Genomic DNA, 17063 nt, shown 5'->3' with positions numbered 1-17063 from the left:
CCGTTGCGGCGTTCCATGGCGTCGTGCATCCGGGCGCATGCCGCGAGAGTAGAATCTCGCCACATTTTTCCGCCCGGCGGAACAACGGATGCACGGAAGACGGGACACAGGGATGGGGAACATGACTCAGGGCAACGCTGGCGCCGGGACGGCCGGCATGGGCGCGGGCGCCGCGCACACCGCGGACATGGCGCACGCCGCGCGCAGCGAGCGGGAACAGGATGCCTATGCACGCAAGGCGGTCATCGCCTCGGCGGTCGGCTACGCGCTGGATGGCTTCGACCTGCTGATCCTCGGCTTCATCCTCAGCGCGGTCTCCGCCGGGCTGGGGCTGACCAGCACCCAGGCGGGCTCGCTGGTGACCTGGACCCTGGTGGGCGCGGTCGCCGGCGGCATCTTCTTCGGCATCCTGAGCGACTATGTGGGGCGGGTGAAGGTGCTGACCTGGACCATCCTGCTGTTCGCCGCCTTCACCGGCCTGTGCGCGCTGGCCCAGGGCTACTGGGACCTGCTGGCCTACCGCACCATCGCCGGCTTCGGCCTGGGCGGCGAGTTCGGCATCGGCATGGCGCTGGCCACCGAAGCCTGCCGGCCTGGCCAGCGGGCGCGTGTCTCTTCCTATGTCGGGCTGGGGTGGCAGGCGGGCGTGCTGGCCGCGGCGCTGCTCACCCCGGTGCTGCTGCCGCATATCGGCTGGCGCGGCATGTTTGCCGTGGGCGTGCTGCCGGCGCTGGCATCCTTCGTGGTGCGGCGCTTTATCGGCGAGCCCGAGGTCTTCGTGCAGGGCAGCAAGGCGCCGCGCAAAGGCAACCCCCTCAAGATGCTGGTGGCCGATGCCGCCACGGCGCGCGCCAGCCTCGGCGTGGTGATCCTGTGCTCGGTGCAGAACTTCGGCTACTACGGGCTGATGATCTGGATGCCGACCTACCTCTCCAGGCAGTTCAACTACTCGCTGACCAAGTCGGCGCTGTGGACGTCGGTGACCATCGTCGGCATGGCGATCGGCATCTGGGTCTTCGGCCAGCTTGCCGACCGCATCGGCCGCCGGCCTACCTTCCTGATCTACCAGGCCGGGTCGGTGGTCATGGTGCTGGTCTACTCGCAACTGGTCTCGCCGTACGCGCTGCTGTTTGGCGGGGCGGTGATGGGGCTGTTCGTCAACGGCATGATCGGCGGCTACGGGGCGCTGATCTCCGAGCTTTACCCGACACAGGCGCGGGCGACCGCCCAGAACGTGCTGTTCAATATCGGGCGTGGCGTGGGCGGCTTCGGCCCGCTGGCGGTGGGAGCGCTGGCGGCCAGCTATTCGTTCGATACCGCAATCGCCGTGCTGGCTTCGATCTATGTGCTGGATATCGTCGCCACGCTGTTCCTGATTCCCGAGCGCAAGGGCGCGGTGCTGGCGTGAAGGGCCGGGGCGCGGCGCGCGTGCAATGCCTTGTCCGCCGCATCCCTGGTCTATACTTGTCAGCATGCTAACAATTTGGTGAGTGGAATGTCTGCAACGAAACGCCAAGCGCCGCGCCCGGCAGCCCAGGCCGAGGCACCGGCCTCACCCGACGCCGATCCGGCCAAGGAGCTCCTGTGGGCACGCCCTGGCTTCCTGGTGCGCCGCCTGCACCAGATCCATGTGGCGATGTTTTTCGAGGAGTGCAAGTCGGCGAGCATCACGCCGGTGCAGTACGCCATCCTGACGGTATTGTCCGTGCTGCCCGGACTGGACCAGACCGCGCTCGGCCAGGAAGTGGGGTTCGACCGCACCACCACCGCCGATGTCGTGCGCCGGCTGGAAGAGCGCGGCCTGCTCGAGCGCAAGGACAATCCGGCCGACCGGCGTACCCGCCACGTGCACCTGACCAAGGAAGGGCAGGCCGTGGTGGCGTCGCTGCGCGCGGACATGGAGCGCGCGCAGGAGCGCATGCTGGCGCCGCTGCGCCCGGCGCAGCGCAAGGTGTTCATGGAGTTGCTGTCCACGCTGGTGGAAGCCAACAACGACTACAGCCGCACGGTGCTGCGCATCTTGTGATGCGCGGCCCGGCGGCCGCGGCTTCGTTGCCGGCCCGGGCAGGGTGGTCTAGACCGGGTACACCAGGTCGTTGGCGATGATGGTGGTGTCGTAGATGACCTGGCGTTCGGCCAGCAGCAGCCCGTCGCCGGCGCGGGCGAAGCGGTCGTGGTAGCTGCCCGCCATGTGGATGGTGGTGGCGCCTTCGACCAGCGTCTGCAGCAACAGGAAGCTGGCCTGGGCGTGGATCGAGCCATCGGCGCTTTCGTCGGTGACGCGTGTATTGGTGACCAGGTGCAGCATATAGCGCGGGGCGAACATCTGGGTGCGGGAGATGGCCACTGCGCGGTCGTGCATCATGCGCCGGCCTTCGGCGTAGACCAGGCCGACCGGCATGTCGAGTTCCGCGTTCTCCCTCGAGGTGACGCGGTAGATGCAGTCCTCGGTGAAGAAGTCCGGCCACGACTCCACCAGGCCGGCGTCGAGCACGGCGCAGTATTCGGCGTGGAAGGCTTCGACCTCCATGCGCAGGGGCAGGGCGCGCGCGGCGGGCAGCGTGCGGGGGCGGTAGAGCGTATGCGTCGTCGGTGTCATGGTGCTCAGAATCCCATCACGCTGCGGTAGTACTGGTACATGGCGCGGATCGCGGATTCCGAGATCAGCGAGTTGGCGGTGCCCACGTGGCCCGGGTCCAGCTTGAGCACGTTGACGTCGCTGCTGGAGCGGCGCACGCCTTCCTGCACGAACTTCATCGCCTCGTTGTCCTCCAGCCCCAGGAAGCCGGCCGGGCCCATCAGGTTGCCCTGGCGCAGGCGGTGGCGGGTCATTTCCTCGGTGTCGTCCTCATAGCCGAACATGGTCCACAGCATCAGCATGCTGTCCGGGCCGTTGGGCACGATCTGGCGCACGCCCAGCGTGTTCATCTCGCGTTGCACGACCAGGTTGGGCCAGATGGTCTGCATCGTCACCGACCACGGCGAATCGAACTCCTTCACGTACTCCAGGAAGCGGTCGTCCTGCAGGCGCATGCCTTCGTGGAAGGAGCGCATTTCCTTCTTGTTCTCCTCGCTCACCGCGGCGTACTTGTCTTCCTTCTTGGCCGAGGCCATGGTGCCGTGGCGGCCGTGCACCGGATCCGCGATCATGGCCGACTCGTTGCCGGCCACCAGCAGGCCGAACACCACCAGGAAGGAGTGCAGCAACGTGGCGTGGTACGGGTCCTTCAGGTTCTCGTGGTACATCTTCCAGTTGCACGGCAGCTCGTTCTTGTAATACCCGAGTATCTTGAGCGGCTTGCCGTTGAAGACCACGTCGAAGTCCTTGCGGATCTCCGGCGTGAGGTATTCCTCGATGCTCTCCATGTCGCTGGCGTACGAGGCGAAGATCACGCCGTTGCGCGTGGTCACGTTGAGCTTGACCAGGCCGTGGTCCTCGTTGCGGAAATCCTTGGGCATGCCGCCGGCGCGGTTCACGCCGCGCTTGAACGGCACGCCCTGCAGGTTGCCCTTGAGATCGTAGGACCACTGGTGGTACGGGCAGACGAATTCCTTGGCGTTGCCCTGGCCATGGCGGCAGAATTCCGCGCCGCGGTGGGCGCAGCGGTTCTCGAAGACATTGATCGAGCCATCCTCGGCGCGCGCCACCACCACCGGCGTTGGCCCCACGTAGGAGCGCTTGAAGTCGCCCGCGGCGGGGATCTCGGCTTCCAGGGCGACGAAGTTCCACGAACGGCCGCGGAAGATCTTCTCCAGTTCGCGGTCGTACACGGCGTTGCTGGTGTACACCCAGTCCGGGATGAAGTGCAGGGCGTCGTCGGGCCATCGGCAGGCGGCCAGTTCGGCATCCTTGGCGCGCGGCGTGCGGTTGATGACCGCATGGGTCTGGTACATGTCTGTTCCTCGTTCAGGATGGGGTTTGGCACGCAGGCGCGGCGGTGGCTTCGCGCACCGCCTGCTTCAGGGGCAGGGTGGTGTCGCAGAGCCGCGCGATATCGCAGGCGGCGCGCGTATCGATCAGGCTGCGCAATTGCCTCAGGTCGCCGCCCGCGTTGACGGCGATGGCATGGCGCAGTCGCGCGCCATCCATGCCAAGCAGCAAGAATTTGTCGTGCTCCGCCGAGGTGCTGCCGCGCAGGGTGTAGTGCAGGTCCGGTGCGAAGGCGCCCAGCATCTGGATATTGCAGCCGAGCTGGTCGGTCCAGAACCAGGGCACGGCGGGCGGCGCGGTGTCCACGCCGAGCATGGCCGCCGCCGCGATGCGGGCCTGCTCGTTGGCGTTCTGCCACGACTCCAGCCGCATCTCCTGGCCGAACAGCGGCTGGTACTGGCTGGCGCAGTCGCCGGCGGCGAACACGCCATGCGCGCTGGTGCGGCACCGGGCGTCGACCCGGATGCCGCCGTTGGTGGCGTGGAGCGCCAGGCCGGCGGCCTGCGCCAGGGCAACTTCGGGCTGCAGGCCGATGGCCACCACCGCCAGCGGTGCCTGCAGGGCGCTGCCGTCCGCCAGCGCCACGCTGACCTGCTGCGCGCCGGTCTGCACCGAGGCGATCGCGCTGCCGAGGCGCAGGTCGATGCCCAAGGCGCGGGCGCGCTCCGCCAGCCAGGCAGAGAACACTGCCGGCACCGCGCGCTGCAGCAGCAGCGCAGCGGCTTCGATCACCGTGACCTGCAGGCCCAGGGCGCGCGCGGTGGAGGCCGTCTCCAGCCCCAGGAAGCCGCCGCCGATCACCAGCAGGCGGCCGCCGGCATGGGCCGCGGCACGCATGGCCGTGCGCAGGCCGCGCGCATCGCCGAGCGAGCGCAGGTAGTGCACGCGCGGCGTGCCTTCGGGCAGGGCGGGCAGGGTGCGGGCGCGCCCGCCGGTGGCCAGCAGGCAGCGGCTGAAGCGGATCGATCCGCCGTCGGCGAGGTGGGCGGTGCCGGTGGCGGGATCGAGCGCGGCAATCGTGGTGCCCAGGCGCAGGTCGATGCCCTGCTCGGCGTAGAAGCCCGCGGCATGCACGCCGATGCGGGCGTCCTGCTCCTCGTCCGCCAGCACGGCTTTCGACAGCGGCGGCCGCTCATAGGGTGCGTGCGCCTCGCCGCCGGCCATGACGATGCCGCCGGCATGGCCCAGCGCGCGCAGCGCGGCAGCCGCGGTGGCGCCAGCCTGGCCGGCGCCGATGATGAGGATGGGGGCGTCGTGTGACATGGCCGCGGGCCTCAGGCTGCCACCAGGACATCGACCATCACGTCGGCGCCTTCGATCCTGACCGGGTAGACGCGGATCGGCTGCGTGGCGGGCGCGCACATGGCCTGGCCGGTGCGGATATCGAAGCGGGCCTGGTGCAGCGGGCATTCGATGCAGCCGTCTTCCAGGTAGCCGTCGGACAGCAGGGCGTACTGGTGGGTGCAGACGTTGTCGGTGACGAAGAACTCGCCTTCGCTGCGGTAGAGGGCCAACTGGGCGTCGCCGAGCGTGAGCGGCATCACTTCGTCGTCCTGAAGCTGGCCGGTGGTGGCAATCTTGGTCCAAGCCATGATGCATCTCCTTTGTTCAGTACACTGAGTATTTATATTCAGTGTACTGATTTAAATTGGCAACTGAATCAGCGTAAACCCTTGGCTAGCCCTCGGGCGTGCCGGCGGAGGCGGAAGCGGCATGGAACGGCGTGTTGCCGCCTGGCGCGCGCGGCCGCGCGGCAGCCGCGCGCCGTGCGAACAAGGCCTGCACTTCGCCCATCACGCCGCGCCGGAAGGTCAGCACGCACACCACGAAGATCAGCCCGGTGACCATGCTGACCGATTCGCCGAGCGTGTTGAACCAGTCCACGCCTGTCAGCGCGGCCAGGCCGCTGCCGAAGTCGCCCAGCTTGTTCTCCACCGCGACGATCACCAGCGCGCCAAGCACCGGCCCGGACAAAGTGCCCATGCCGCCGACCAGCGTCATCAGGATGACCGAGCCCGACATGGCCCAGTGCACATCGGTCAGGGTGGCAAAGCCGAGCACCAGCGTCTTGAGCGCGCCGGCCAGTCCGGCCAGCGCCGACGACAGCACGAAGGCCAGCAGCTTGACGCGGTCGGTGTCGTAGCCAAGCGAGATGGCGCGCGGCTCGTTTTCCTTGATGGCGCGCAGCACCTGCCCGAACGGCGAGTTGACCACGCGCGCGATCAGGGCCAGCGCGGCTACCGTGACGGCCGCCGCCACGTAGTACATGGAAAGGTCGTTGTCGAGCGGCAGCAGGCCGAACAGGCGGCCGCGTGGCACGCCTTGCAGGCCGTCCTCGCCGCCGGTGACCGGCGCCTGCAGGCAGAAGAAGTAGAACATCTGCGCCAGCGCCAGCGTGATCATGGCGAAGTAGATGCCCTGGCGCCGGATCGCCAGCGCGCCGAAGGCCAGGCCGAGCAGCGCGCCGAACGCGGTGCCGGCCAGCAGGCCCAGCTCCGGCGTGACCTGCAGCGATTTCATGAGGTAGCCGCAGGCATAAGCCGCGCCGCCGAAGAAGGCGGCGTGGCCGAACGACAGCAGGCCGGTGAAGCCCAGCAGCAGGTTGAAGGCGCAGGCAAACAGCGCGAAGCACATCAGCTTCATCGCCAGTACGGGGTAGGCGCCGAGGAAGGGCGCCAGCGCCACGGCCGCCAGCAGCGCGGCCAGGACCAGTCTTGCGCGTGAATCGTTGCTCATCATTTTTCCTTTCCGAACAGGCCGGCGGGGCGCACCATCAGCACGCACACCATGGCGACGAAGACGACGGTGGCCGAAGCCTCCGGATAGAACACCTTGGCCAGCCCTTCGAGCACGCCCAGGCCCAGGCCGGTGAAGATCGAGCCGAGGATCGAGCCCATGCCGCCGATCACCACGACGGCAAAGACCGTGATGATCAGGTTCTGCCCCATCAGCGGCGACACCTGCATCACCGGTGCCGCCAGCACGCCGGCAAAGGCGGCCAGCCCCACGCCGAAGGCGTAGGTCAGCGTCACCAGCAAGGGCACGTTGATGCCGAATGCCTCCACCATGCGCGGGTTTTCGGTGCCGGCGCGCAGGTAGGCGCCCAGGCGTGTCTTCTCGATCACGAACCAGGTGGCGAAGCACACCGCCAGCGAGGCCAGCACCACCCAGGCGCGGTAGTTGGGCAACACCATGAAGCCGAGGTCGCTGGCGCCGCCGAGCGCGTCCGGCGTGGCGTACGACAGGCCGGACACGCCGTAGCCGGAGCGCACCAGTCCCTCGATCAGCAGCGCGATGCCCAGCGTGAGCAGCAGGCCGTAGAGGTGGTCGAAGCGATAGAGCCGGCGCAGCATGGTGCGTTCCAGCGCCACGCCGAGCGCGCCGGTGACGAGCGGGGCGAGCAGCAGCATCAGCCAGTAGTTCAGCCCGAGGTATTGCAGCCCGGCCCAGGCCAGCATCGCGCCCAGCATGAACAGGGCGCCGTGGGCGAAGTTGATGACGTTGAGCAGGCCGAAGATCACGGCCAGGCCCAGGCTGAGGATGGCGTAGAACGAGCCGTTGACGAGGCCGAGCAGCAACTGGCTCAGCAGCGCGGGCATGGGAATGCCAAGTAATTCCATAAGGGGTCTTCCTGGGGAGCTTGTATCGGGGAGGGCGAGGCGGCGCGCGGGCGCCGCCGCCGTTGAAGCGGGCCGCCTTACACGCCGAGCAGGGCGTTGAGCGTGGGCATCTTGCGTTCGAGCGCCGCGGCATCGAAGGACTCCACCATGCGCCCGTGCTCCATCACGTAGAAGCGGTCCGCGAGCGGCGCCGCGAAGCGGAAGTTCTGCTCCACCATCACGATGGTGTAGCCGCGCTTCCTGAGCGTGGTGATCATCCGCGCCAGCGTCTGCACGATGACCGGCGCAAGGCCTTCCGAGATCTCGTCGAGCAGCAGCACGCTGGCGCGCGTGCGCAGGATGCGGGCCACCGCCAGCATCTGCTGCTCGCCGCCGGACATGCGCGTGCCCTGGCTCTTGCGGCGCTCCCACAGGTTGGGGAACATGGCGTAGATCTCGTCCAGCGGCATCGGCTCGCGGCCGCCGGCCGCGCCGGTCTCCTTGAAAACGGGCGGCAGCAGCAGGTTCTCCTCGCAAGACAGGCTGGAGAAGATGGCGCGCTCCTCCGGGCAGTAGCCAAGGCCCAGCGGCGCGATACGGTGCGTCTTCATGCCGATGGTCTCGGTGCCGTTGACGCGCACCGAGCCTTTGCGCGCGCCGACCAGTCCCATGATGGCGCGCATGGTGGTGGTGCGCCCGGCGCCGTTGCGCCCCAGCACGGTGACCACCTCGCCCGGCTGGACGGTGAGGTCCACGCCGTGCAGGATGTGCGATTCACCGTACCAGGCGTGCAGGTCCTTGATGTCGAGGGCGGGGGTGGGGCGGCTCATTGCACCGTCTCCGCCGTCGTGCCCATGTAGGCCTCCATCACCTGCGGGTTGCGCGTCATTTCGTCGTACGAGCCTTCGGCCAGGATGGCGCCACGCTGGAGCACCGTGATGCGGTCCGCGATGGAGGACACCACGTTCATATTGTGCTCGACCATCAGCACCGTGCGTCCGGCGGACACCTGCTTGATCAGGGCGGTCACGGTTTCCACGTCTTCGTGGCCCATGCCCTGGGTGGGCTCGTCGAGGAGCATGAGTTCGGGGTCCATGGCCAGGGTGGTGGCGATCTCCAGCGCGCGCTTGCGGCCGTAGGCCAGCTCGGCGGTGGGCAGGGCGGCGAAGCTCTCCAGGCCGACCGCGCGCAGCAGGGCCAGCGCGCGCTCGTTGAGTTCGTCCAGCGCGCGCTTGCTCTTCCAGAAGTGGTAGGTCGTGCCCAGCTTGCGCTGCAAGGCCACGCGCACGTTCTCCATCACCGTGAGCTGCGCAAACACCGCGGAGATCTGGAACGAGCGGATCACGCCCTGGCGGGCAACCTGCGCCGGCCGCTCGCGCGTGATGTCCGCGCCGTTGAACAGGATCGCGCCGGCGGACGGCGCATGGAACTTGGTCAGCAGGTTGAAGCAGGTGGTCTTGCCGGCGCCATTGGGCCCGATCAGGGCATGGATGGCGCCGCGCCGCACGCGCAGGTTCACCTGGCTGACCGCGGTGAAGCCCTTGAACTCCTTGGTCAGCCCGCGCGTTTCCAGGATCACGTCGGACTGGCTCATGCAGGATCCTTGCTCTTGTCGTTGCGTGCCTCCATGCCCTTCTTCAACAGCGGGCACTCGCTTGCGGACAGCGGGCGGAAGGCCGAGTCGCCCGGGATGGTGCCGATGTACTTGACCAGGTCCCACGGGCCCTTGGATTCGGCCGGCGACTTGGCCTGCGCCAGGTACATGTCGTGCACCATGCGGCCGTCGGCGCGCACCTTGCCGCCATGCACGAAGTCGTCGTTGACGGCGAGCGCGCGCATCTTCTCCGCCACCGCCGGGCCGTCCACGGTCTTGGCTGCCTCGACCGCCTTCAGGTAGTGCAGCACGCCCGAGTAGACGCCGATCTGGCCGTGCGTGGGGTAGGCCTTGTGCTTGGCGTAGAAGCGCTCGACGAAGGCTTTCGACCTGGCGTCCAGGTCGGTCTTGAACGGGTCCACGTAGGTCAGCCCCTGCGCCACGCTGGGGCCGAGGCTCTTGAGGTCGGTGATGAAGGTGGACGGCGTGATCACGGTCTGCCCGCCCTTGATCAGGCCGAATTCGCCGGCCGCCTTGACGCCGTTGATCATGTCGTTGCCGGCGTTGGCCAGCACCACCACCTTGGCCTTGGAGGCGGAAGCCGCCACGATGGGGCTGCTGAAATCGCTGGCGTTGAGCGGGTGCTTGGTGCTGCCCACGTTCTTGCCGCCGCTGGCGTCCACCTCCTTGCGGAAGTCCGACTCCAGCGACTGTCCCAGCGCGTAGTCCACGGTGATGTAGTACCAGGTGCCCTTGCCCTGCTCGATCAGGCGCTTGACCAGCGGCGCCGACACCGAATACGTGTCCCAGCCCCAGTGGAAGCCGGTGGGCGAGCAGTTCTGGTTGGTCAGCGCCATGGCGCCGCCGGTGGAGACGATGTTGATCTTCTGCTTCTGCTTGGCGATCTCCTGCACCGCCAGCGCGGTGGAGGAATTGGGGAAATCGATCACCATGTCCACGCCGTCGGTGTCGAACCAGCGCCGCGCCAGCGACGAGGCGATGTCGGCCTTGTTCTGGTGGTCGCCCGACAACACCGTGACCGGCTTGCCAAGTGCCTTGCCGCCGAACTCGTCCACCGCCATCTGCGCGGCCAGCACCGAGCCGCGGCCGGAGAGGTCGGCGTAGGAGCCGGACATGTCGGTGATTACACCCACCTTGACGCCGTTGGCGTCGGCCCACGCGGCGGTGCTGCACAACAGCCCGACCAGGGCCGGCAGCAGGGCGGGAATCACGGTGAGGCGGGATGCTGCATGCAGAGACTTCATGGGCTTCATGGGGGCGCTCCAGACAGGTTTCAAGGGAAGGTGGGCATGCTGTCCCGCACCGTTTTCCTGCGCGGCCCGCGCTGCGGGCCTTGCCTTGGTGCATCGATCAGCATGCTGATTAATAATGCAGTGTACTGAGCAAATTCCGGGCCATGCGGCGCGGGTCGTGAATCGGTTTCGGGCCTTGGCCGCGCTTCAGGTATCCAGGTCGCGCCCGCGGGTTTCCGGCACGAACAGCATGCCGATCACGAAAGCCAGTGCCGCGATCGAGACCGGATACCACAGGCCGAAGTAGACATTGCCGCTGGATACATTCATCGCCGTCACCACGAAGGAGAGCATGCCGCCCACCCAGCCGGCGCCGAGGTGGAAGGGCAGCGACAACGAGGTGTAGCGGATGCGGGCCGGGAACAGTTCCACCATGAAGGCCGCCAGCGGCCCGTACACCATGGCGAGGAACAGGATGGGGATCAGCAGCAGCAGGAACAACATCGGCCGGTTGATGGCGGCCGGGTCGGCGCGCTCCGGCCAGCCGGCCGCCACCAGGGCCTGCTTGATGGCGGCCCTGTCGAAGTCCTGCAGGACCTGGCCTCCGACCCGCAGTTCGGGCGCCGGCCGAGCGTCGTCCTGCGTGAACTCGTAGCCCACGCCGAGATCGGTCAGGTAGCCCTTGACCTTGTCGCAGGCCGACACCGGCTCGGCGAACAGGCGGAAATGGCAGTCGCCGGCGCGCAGCTGCACGGCGTTGCGCTGCTGGAACTGCTCCAGCGCCGGGTTGGCATAGTGCGTCAGTCCCTTGAAGATGGGCTGGGTGCCCAGGGCGGCCAGCAGGCAGGCGGCCATCATGATGTGCTTGCGGCCGATCCGGTCCGACAGCCAGCCGAAGAACAGGTAGCAGGGCGTGGCGACCACCAGCGCGATGCCGATCAGCATGTGTACCAGCTCCAGCGGCACATGCAGCGTCTTGTTGACGAAGAACATGGTGTAGAAATGCCCGGTGCCGAAGATGGCGCCAAGCCCGGCCGACACCACGAACAGCAACAGCACGTACTTCAGGTTCGCCCAGTTGGTGAAGCTGTCGAGGATGGGCGATTTCGAGGTGTTGTTGCCGGCCTTCATGCGCGCGAAGATCGGCGATTCGTGCAGCTTGCCGCGGATGTAGACCGACACCACCAGCATGACGAAGGACACCAGGAAGGGCAGGCGCCACCCCCATTCGCGGAACTGCGCCTCGCTCAGGAAGGTCTTGAGCAGGTACACCACCAGCAGCGAAGAGAGCAGGCCGAGCGTGGCCGTGGTCTGCAGCGAGCTGGTGTAGAGCCCGCGCTTTTCCATCGGCGAGTGCTCCGCCACGTAGGTGACCGCGCCACCCACCTCGCCGCCCAGTGCCAGGCCCTGCAGCAGCCGCAGGGACACCAGCAGGATGGTGGCGGTGATGCCGATGTGCCCGTAGGTGGGCAGCAGGCCCACGCCGACCGTGGCAATGCCCATCAGCAGGATGGTGACCAGGAAGGTGTACTTGCGCCCGATCAGGTCGCCCAGGCGGCCGAACAGCAGGGCGCCCACGGGTCGCACCAGGAAGCCCGCGCCGAAGGTGGCCAGGCTGGCGAGGAAGGCAGCGGTCTCGTTGCCGGGCGGGAAGAACAGTGCGCCGAAATAGACCGCGAGCGCGGCGTAGATGTAGAAGTCGTACCACTCCATCAAGGCCCCGAAGGAGGACGCAAGGATCACCTTGCGCTCCTCCCGGGTCATGCCTTGCGTGCGCGCGGCGGTGCCGTCGCTGGTGAGGCTTGCTGTCATGGTCGTACTCTCCGGGGGCGTCGCAGCCGTGCTGTCGTGCTTTGCTCTACACTGTCAGCATGCTGATTAATTTCGATCAGTGTACTGATCAGAATTTGTGAGTGTTATGAGGGTTAACCCCTCGCCGTCACGGTCTGGACATTCGATATCGCGGTTGCTATGCTAAAAATACTCAGCATACTGATCAATTAAGCGGAAAGCCCGTGAAAGACGCCTTCGCTGCGATGTCACAGGCCTTGCGCATGCCCGCCCCCACCACCCTCAGGAGCCGTCCCAGCATGACGAGAATCCGCAAGATCGCCCTCGAAGAACACTTCATGACGCCGGATTTCCAGGCCTATTCGAAGGGCTATCTCCAGCATATCGATGCCGCAGTCATGGCCGACCTTGCCAGGCGCCTGGCCGATTTCGACGATATCCGCATCGGCGAGATGGACCGCGCCGGCATCGATATCACCGTGCTTTCGCAGACCGGCCCGGGCGTGCAGGCCGAAGCCGACCACGCCGCCGCGGTGCGCCGCGCGCAAGAGAGCAACGATTTCCTGGCGGCGCAGATCGCGCGCCATCCCACCCGTTTCGCCGGCTTCGCCGCGCTGCCCATGCACGATCCGCGCAAGGCCGCGCAAGAGCTGGAACGCGCGGTCACGCAGCTCGGCTTCAAGGGCTCGCTGGTCAACGGCCACACGCAGGGGGTCTACTACGACGACCCCGCCTACGACGCCTTCTGGGAACGCATGCAGGCGCTCGACGTACCCATGTACCTCCACCCCACCGATGCCTACGTGGCGCCGCACGTGTACTCGGGCCATCCCGAGATGGCCGGTGCGTCCTGGGGCTGGGGCGTGGAAACCGCGGGCCATGCGCTGCGCCTGCTGTTCGGCGGCGTGTTCGACCGCTTCCCGCGCCTGAAGATCATCCTCGGCCACATGGGCGAGGGTCTGCCGTACCAGCGCTGGCGCTTCGACAGCCGCTTCGCCGTCTACTCGCACGGCATCAGGCTGGCGCGCGCGCCTTCCGAATACATCGGCAGCAATATCGTCATCACCACTTCCGGCGTGTGCTCGCCGGCCGCGCTGGCCGGCGCCATCGGCGAGATGGGCGCCGACGCCGTGCTGTTCTCGGTCGACTATCCCTACGAATCCACCGCCATCGCAGCCGATTTCATCGAGCAGGCACCGATGGACGAAGCGACCCGCCGGCTGGTCTGCCACGGCAACGCCGAGCGCCTGCTCAAGCTTTGAACACCGACTTCCCTTCCTTTTCATAACGGAGCGCCCCCGTGCAAAAGACTTTCCGGATCGGCCAGATCGTGCCGAGTTCCAACACCACGATGGAAACCGAGATCCCCGCCATGCTGACCGCGCGCCAGCTGGTGCGGCCCGAGCGGTTCACGTTTCACTCCAGCCGCATGCGCATGAAGAAGGTGGTCAAGGAGGAGCTGGCGGCGATGGATGCCGAGTCCGACCGCTGCGCGGTCGAGCTCAGCGATGCGCGCGTCGATGTGCTGGGCTATGCCTGCCTGGTGGCGATCATGGCGATGGGACACGGCTATCACCGCGTCTCGGAGAAGCGCCTGCAGGCCCATACCGCGGCCAACGGCGCCGATGCCCCGGTGATCACCAGCGCCGGCGCGCTGGTCGATGCGCTCAAGGTGATCGGCGCGAAGCGCATCGCGCTGGTGGCGCCGTACATGAAGCCGCTCACGGAACTGGTGGTGGACTACATCCGCAACGAAGGCTACGAGGTGGTGGACTGGCGCGCGCTGGAAATTCCCGACAACCTCGAAGTGGGCCGCCATGATCCCGCGAAGCTGCCGGGCATCGTCGCGCAGATGAACACGAAGGACGTGGATGCCATCGTGCTGTCCGCCTGCGTGCAGATGCCGTCGCTGCCGGCCGTGGCCAGGGTGGAAGCCATGACCGGCAAGCCGGTGATCACCGCCGCCATTGCCACCACCTACGCCATGCTCAGGTCGCTCGACCTGGAGCCGGTGGTGCCCGGCGCGGGCGCGCTGCTGTCCGGCGCGTATTGAGCGCGGGCACAGGGAGCCAAGCGATGACCAATCTTGTCTGCGGCGGCAATGTCCAAGCCAATGGCATCCGCCAGCACTACCTGCGCTACGGTGGCAGCGACGGCGCGCGCGCACGGCGCGACCCGGTGATCGTGGTGCCGGGCATCACCAGCCCGGCCATCACCTGGGGCTTTGTCGGCGAGCGCCTGGGCGAACAGTTCGATACCTACGCCCTCGACGTGCGCGGCCGCGGCCTGTCGTCCGCGGGCGATACGCTCGACTACAGCCTCGATGCGCAGGCGGCCGACCTGCTGGCCTTTGCCGAAGCACTCGGTTTGCAGCGCTACAGCGTGCTGGGCCACTCCATGGGCGCGCGCATCGGCATCCGCGCCGCGCGCAGCCGGCCGGCTGCGCTGGCGCGCCTGGTGATGGTGGACCCGCCGGTGTCCGGCCCGGGCCGCCGCGAGTATCCCGCGCAACTGGCCTGGTACGTGGATTCGATGGCGGTGGCGCGCCACGGCGTGGATGCGCACACCATGCGTCGCTTCTGCCCCACCTGGACCGAAGCGCAGCTCGCGCTGCGCGCCGAATGGCTGCACACCTGCGACGAGCGCGCGGTGCTCGCCAGCTTCCAGGGCTTCCATATCGACGATATCCACGCCGATGTGCCGCGCATCGCGGTCCCGACGCTGCTGATGACGGCGGGGCGCGGCGACGTGGTCCGCCCGGGCGATATCGCGGAGCTGCGCGCGCTGCTGCCGGCGCTGCAGACCAGCCATGTGCCCGGCGCAGGCCACATGATCCCGTGGGACGACGAGGAAGGCTTCTACGGCGCACTCGGCGATTTCCTTGGCGCCGGGCTTGGCTCCCCAAGCGCTGCCGCAGCCTGAGCCGCCCCCAACCGCAGAGAACGAACATGCCAGTCAGCGATCACGCCCTTATCCAGGCCTGGAAACAGGTCCTCACGCTGTCCCGCCTCGAAGCCGGGCAGACCGTCACCATCCTCACCAGCGCGGCCACGCATCCGCAAACGCTGTCGTGCGCGCTGGTCGCCACGCAGGCCATGGGCGCCATCGTCAACCGGCTCGACCTGCCGCCGGTCAACGGCGACAAGGCCCTGAGCCGCGATCCGCTGGCTTACCTTGGCACCACGGCGCTCACCGGCAACCGCGCCGCCATCGCCGCGCTCAAGGAGAGCGACCTGGTGCTGGACCTGATGACGCTGCTGTTCTCGCCCGAGCAGCACGACATCCTCAAGACCGGCACCAAGATACTGCTGGCCGTGGAGCCGCCCGAAGTGCTGGTGCGCATGGTGCCCACCGAGGCCGACCGCGAGCGCGTGGCCAGCGCCAACGCGCGCCTGTCGCGCGCGAGGGAGATGCATGTGACCTCCGCCGCCGGCACCGATCTGCGCTGCCCGCTCGGTGAGTTCCCCGTCATCAGCGAGTATGGTTTCGTCGATGAGCCCGGGCGCTGGGACCACTGGCCCAGCGGCTTCGTGCTGACCTGGCCCGACGAAGGCGGCGCCAGCGGCCGCATCGTGCTCGACCGCGGCGACATCCTGCTGCCGCAGAAGGGCTATGTGGCGGACCGCGTGGAGCTGACCGTGGAGAACGGCTTCGCCACGCGCATCGAGGGTGGCCTGGACGCCGAGCTGCTCAACGACTACATGGCCTCGTTCAACGATCCGCAGGCCTATGCCATCGCGCATATCGGCTGGGGCCTGCAGCCGCGCGCACGCTGGTCCACGCTCGGCCTGTATGACCGCGAGGCCTCCATCGGCATGGACGCGCGCGCCTACGAGGGCAATTTCCTGTTCTCGCTCGGCCCCAACAACGAAGCCGGCGGCAGCCGCACCACCGCCTGCCATATCGATATCCCGCTGCGCCATTGCACCGTGCGCCTGGACGGCGAGGAAGTGGTCAGGCAAGGCAAGGTATTGGACGGATGGACATCGCAATGACCGCAATGACTGTAATGACTGCAAGCACCACCGCGCACAGCGAACTCCCCACCTACGCGCGCCAGGGCTTCGGCACGCAACTGCCGTTGCAGGCGCCCGTGGGCCTGCTGATCGTCGACTTCGTCAACGGCTTTGCCGATCCGGCCGTGTTCGGCGGCGGCAACATCGCTGCGGCGATCGCCAATACGGTGCCGCTGCTGGCGGCGGCGCGCGCGCAGGGCTGGGCCGTGGCGCACAGCCGCATCGTCTTTGCCGACGACGACGGCGACCACAATATCTTCACGCTCAAGGTGCCCGGCATGCTCACGCTCAAGGAGCATGCGCCGGCCAGCGCCATCGTGCCGCAGCTCGCGCCGCGCGCGGGCGAGCTGGTGGTGCGCAAGACCGTGCCGTCCGCCTTCTTCGGCACCGGGCTGGCGGCGTGGCTGACGCAGCGCGGCGTGCGCACCTTGCTGGTGGCCGGCGCGGTGACCAGCGGCTGCGTGCGCGCCAGCGTGGTGGATGCCATGTCGCACGGCTTCCGTCCGCTGGTGGTGTCGGATTGCGTGGGCGACCGCGCCCTGCAGCCGCACGAGGCCAACCTGTTCGATATGGAGCAGAAGTACGCGGCAGTGATGCCGCGCGAACAGGCGCTGGCCGCACTGGCCGCGCTGTGAGCGGCGGCGGGATCGGCTGAAGTCCCGATTGACGCGTGCCGCACGCTTCGCCAATCTGGCGATAAGTTCAGTGCACTGAATATGTGCGCTGCGGGGCGTACGGAAATTGCTTTGGAGGCCTCCTTTGGAGGCCGCATCAGGCTTCTTCCGGTTTCCCGGCCTGGTCGCGATCCACGAACCCCACAAACAGCCCCGGCGGCCACCCAGGCGGCAATGCCGGACTGAATAATGTATGGACAAAGAC

17 protein-coding genes are annotated in these 17063 nt (G+C 67.6%); 7 read left to right on the top strand and 10 right to left on the bottom strand.

Annotated elements, in window-relative coordinates; genetic code table 11:
- Positions 1–187: 187 nt before the first annotated feature.
- Positions 188–1408, top strand: a complete 1221-nt coding sequence (locus AC1DKV_RS13310; RefSeq protein WP_441620650.1) for an MFS transporter — start codon at positions 188–190, stop codon at positions 1406–1408.
- An 87-nt stretch (positions 1409–1495) separates the two neighbouring features.
- Positions 1496–2026 (top strand): MarR family winged helix-turn-helix transcriptional regulator, encoded by a 531-nt coding sequence (locus tag AC1DKV_RS13305; protein ID WP_441620542.1) that lies wholly within the window; start codon positions 1496–1498, stop codon positions 2024–2026.
- A 48-nt stretch (positions 2027–2074) separates the two neighbouring features.
- Here the strand turns inward: AC1DKV_RS13305 and AC1DKV_RS13300 are convergent, their stop codons facing one another.
- The 10 genes from AC1DKV_RS13300 to AC1DKV_RS13255 all read right to left on the bottom strand — a co-directional run bounded on the left by AC1DKV_RS13300 (position 2075) and on the right by AC1DKV_RS13255 (position 12189).
- Positions 2075–2599: an aromatic-ring-hydroxylating dioxygenase subunit beta gene (locus tag AC1DKV_RS13300; RefSeq protein WP_441620540.1), complete on the bottom strand. Its 525-nt coding sequence runs from the start codon at positions 2597–2599 to the stop codon at positions 2075–2077.
- Positions 2600–2604: 5 nt separating this feature from the next.
- Positions 2605–3894 carry an aromatic ring-hydroxylating dioxygenase subunit alpha gene (locus AC1DKV_RS13295; protein WP_441620538.1) on the bottom strand — a complete coding sequence of 430 codons (1290 nt, stop codon included), beginning with the start codon at positions 3892–3894 and terminating at the stop codon, positions 2605–2607.
- A gap of 13 nt (positions 3895–3907) precedes the next feature.
- On the bottom strand, positions 3908–5194 hold the full coding sequence (locus AC1DKV_RS13290; RefSeq protein WP_441620536.1) for an NAD(P)/FAD-dependent oxidoreductase: 1287 nt from the start codon (positions 5192–5194) through the stop codon (positions 3908–3910).
- A gap of 11 nt (positions 5195–5205) precedes the next feature.
- On the bottom strand, positions 5206–5523 hold the full coding sequence (locus AC1DKV_RS13285) for a non-heme iron oxygenase ferredoxin subunit (protein WP_441620534.1): 318 nt from the start codon (positions 5521–5523) through the stop codon (positions 5206–5208).
- Between the two features lie 85 nt (positions 5524–5608).
- A complete protein-coding gene (locus AC1DKV_RS13280; protein ID WP_441620532.1) occupies positions 5609–6667 on the bottom strand; it encodes a branched-chain amino acid ABC transporter permease in 1059 nt (352 codons plus the stop codon).
- Positions 6667–7551, bottom strand: coding sequence for a branched-chain amino acid ABC transporter permease (locus tag AC1DKV_RS13275; protein WP_441620530.1), 885 nt, complete (start codon positions 7549–7551; stop codon positions 6667–6669). The genes AC1DKV_RS13280 and AC1DKV_RS13275 overlap by 1 nt, the downstream gene beginning before the upstream one ends.
- Positions 7552–7628: 77 nt before the next feature.
- Positions 7629–8360: an ABC transporter ATP-binding protein gene (locus tag AC1DKV_RS13270; RefSeq protein ID WP_441620528.1), complete on the bottom strand. Its 732-nt coding sequence runs from the start codon at positions 8358–8360 to the stop codon at positions 7629–7631.
- Complete coding sequence (locus AC1DKV_RS13265) at positions 8357–9124, bottom strand: ABC transporter ATP-binding protein (protein WP_441620526.1); 768 nt, start codon at positions 9122–9124, stop codon at positions 8357–8359. The genes AC1DKV_RS13270 and AC1DKV_RS13265 overlap by 4 nt, the downstream gene beginning before the upstream one ends.
- A complete protein-coding gene (locus tag AC1DKV_RS13260) occupies positions 9121–10398 on the bottom strand; it encodes an ABC transporter substrate-binding protein (protein ID WP_441620524.1) in 1278 nt (425 codons plus the stop codon). The genes AC1DKV_RS13265 and AC1DKV_RS13260 overlap by 4 nt, the downstream gene beginning before the upstream one ends.
- Before the next feature lie 186 nt (positions 10399–10584).
- Complete coding sequence (locus AC1DKV_RS13255) at positions 10585–12189, bottom strand: MFS transporter (protein ID WP_441620522.1); 1605 nt, start codon at positions 12187–12189, stop codon at positions 10585–10587.
- A gap of 278 nt (positions 12190–12467) precedes the next feature.
- On the opposite strand from AC1DKV_RS13255, the gene AC1DKV_RS13250 reads away from it, so the two are divergent.
- From AC1DKV_RS13250 to AC1DKV_RS13230, 5 genes are read left to right on the top strand one after another with little or no spacing between them, the layout of a single operon-like run.
- A complete protein-coding gene (locus AC1DKV_RS13250) occupies positions 12468–13430 on the top strand; it encodes an amidohydrolase family protein (RefSeq protein ID WP_441643365.1) in 963 nt (320 codons plus the stop codon).
- A 38-nt stretch (positions 13431–13468) separates the two neighbouring features.
- Positions 13469–14221 carry a maleate cis-trans isomerase family protein gene (locus AC1DKV_RS13245; protein ID WP_441620518.1) on the top strand — a complete coding sequence of 251 codons (753 nt, stop codon included), beginning with the start codon at positions 13469–13471 and terminating at the stop codon, positions 14219–14221.
- A 23-nt stretch (positions 14222–14244) separates the two neighbouring features.
- A complete protein-coding gene (locus AC1DKV_RS13240; protein WP_441620517.1) occupies positions 14245–15090 on the top strand; it encodes an alpha/beta fold hydrolase in 846 nt (281 codons plus the stop codon).
- A gap of 26 nt (positions 15091–15116) precedes the next feature.
- Complete coding sequence (locus AC1DKV_RS13235; protein ID WP_441620515.1) at positions 15117–16163, top strand: 2,5-dihydroxypyridine 5,6-dioxygenase NicX family protein; 1047 nt, start codon at positions 15117–15119, stop codon at positions 16161–16163.
- 14 nt (positions 16164–16177) lie between these two features.
- Entirely contained in the window at positions 16178–16819 is a 642-nt protein-coding gene (locus tag AC1DKV_RS13230) for an isochorismatase family protein (protein WP_441620648.1), read from the top strand.
- Positions 16820–17063: the final 244 nt, after the last annotated feature.

This window comes from Cupriavidus sp. 05T41 (genome assembly GCF_056396525.1).
This window is presented reverse-complemented; position numbering and strand designations above follow the sequence as displayed.